Source organism: Terasakiella pusilla DSM 6293, assembly GCF_000688235.1.
Taxonomy (GTDB): Bacteria; Pseudomonadota; Alphaproteobacteria; order Rhodospirillales; family Terasakiellaceae; genus Terasakiella; species Terasakiella pusilla.
The window spans coordinates 1-1,767 of sequence record NZ_JHYO01000075.1; the positions used below are offsets into that span (position 1 = coordinate 1).

The window sequence follows — 1,767 nt, forward strand, 5'->3', positions numbered from 1 at the left end:
TTTGTTGGCTGTCTGGGTACCATATTTAAACTGCGCAAGATGTGCCGAAAGGCGCAGATTGCAACAGTTCGGCCAAAGGCAACGACGCAGCAAGCGCAGCGAGCGAGTACGGTAAATCTGGCCCCTAAGACCGTGAAAGCCTGTAACTATAATGAGTTACAGGCTTTTTATTTTATGTGTTTTTCTCAGAACTATCTATTGTGCCCATTCTGGGCCCAAGCCGTGCCCCAATCGAAAAGGCACCTGATTAAGAATGACCATCAGTGAGTAGAAATAATCGGTCATCTTACGTCTTACCCAATTCCTAAGCACCATGAAGCTTGGTCATACTGGCTCTTTTTCATTTACTAGTGAACTCTTTCAGAAGATGATCAAAAGCTTTTCTTCCTCGTAAAGAAGGGGGGGACCATTCTTTTTTATGTAAAATACAATTGCATTGGATTTCGTGTTCGAGGTCTGATATCGCGATTTCTAGTTCATTTAAATATGAGTTTTTTCTTTTTGGAAATATTACGTCGAAAGCATTTTTTCTGTTTCTCCGTTCTCTGTATGCTGTTTGTAATCGACTTATTGTAAATTTCTTTTTCTCAGTCTCAAATTCGTTATTTAGTCTGCGATCTTGTATTAAAGTGCAAAGGTCAATTGCGTCCGTCCATTCATGTATCCATCCGACACTGCAGAACATGTTTAGGGCTTTAGCCTCATTAATTAAATACTCCAGAAACGGATGTTTTTTTATGGGCCTTTGAGCAAGGTTTAGCCGATGACTATCCATTATCTTGCGAGTGGTTCTTTCAAATCCAATATCAAGAATCTCGTCAAAAGATATTTTAGAAAAGTGATCATCTAGTTTATCAGGTGTTCCAATTAATGTGCTTTGTGGAACCTGAGATATCGTTTCAATTAGCAGAGCGTATAAATCTTCAGTACTGACTTTTCGTTTACAGATTTGTTCCTTATCTGGATTGTTTGGCCATTTTTGGAAACCTTTCTGGATAGTAAGTGCCTTAAATGCTTTTTCAAAAGAAACATGATTATTAACATGCCAGATGATCTCGAAGCGGGCATCTAAAGGGTAGCATTTTTCATAGAAATATTTACTTTTACGATCTTCAATATTGCGATTATTTGATCGACCATAGATAAAATAGTCCCAGGAAGGTGAGTTTAATATATAGAACCAGCCTAATTCATCAGAATTTCTTGTTTCTGGTAAAGTGTATTTCAGCATCTCTTAAAACCTTACAAAATTACCCATATATTCTTGCTGCTAATTCTCGTTGGATTTCCCTGATACCTGTTGGTCCATTTTCACACATATATTCCAAAGCGGTTTTCCCAACTAATAAAGGGCCACAATTGAGTCTGTTTATCCAATCATCAGCAACTGGTTTTGAGAATAGAGTTCTTAAATACTTTGCAATGTTTAGTAATGAGAAAATCAACTCTATTTGTTCTTTGGGTAAAGGTTCGATGGGGGTGTCAGCTTCTTGGATATAGTTCTCAAAATCAAAATTTGGTACATCACCAATAAGCCTTTGTCGATCTACTGTTTCTACCTTCCAAACATTCATTAACTTTATAAAAGCCTTTAAGGCTTTAGGCGTCATTCTTATACGGTCTTTTTTTTGCTCGAGGTTCATCTGCAGCCTTTCTTAGGGAAGGTTAAAGTAATTAGGCCGTAAACTCATAAAATTCCTTCCTGTATCAGCTTGAATATGATTCAACCTTCCAAAAGATTTGGAGGGAATTATGAGCCGCCGCCGT

2 protein-coding genes are annotated in these 1,767 nt (G+C 37.7%); both read right to left on the reverse strand.

Annotation, left to right across the window (positions count from 1 at the left end; all coding sequences use genetic code 11):
• Positions 1-340: 340 nt before the first annotated feature.
• A complete protein-coding gene (locus tag Q397_RS0120145; protein WP_028880912.1) occupies positions 341-1,231 on the reverse strand; it encodes a hypothetical protein in 891 nt (296 codons plus the stop codon).
• A gap of 19 nt (positions 1,232-1,250) precedes the next feature.
• On the reverse strand, positions 1,251-1,643 hold the full coding sequence (locus tag Q397_RS0120150; RefSeq protein WP_028880913.1) for a hypothetical protein: 393 nt from the start codon (positions 1,641-1,643) through the stop codon (positions 1,251-1,253).
• Positions 1,644-1,767 lie beyond the last annotated feature (124 nt).

Bases quoted from the DNA above. Each gene is read 5' to 3' on its own strand.
- Q397_RS0120150 (WP_028880913.1), bottom strand. From the start codon at position 1,643: ATGAACCTCGAGCAAAAAAAAGACCGTATAAGAATGACGCCTAAAGCC.
- Q397_RS0120145 (WP_028880912.1), bottom strand. From the start codon at position 1,231: ATGCTGAAATACACTTTACCAGAAACAAGAAATTCTGATGAATTAGGC.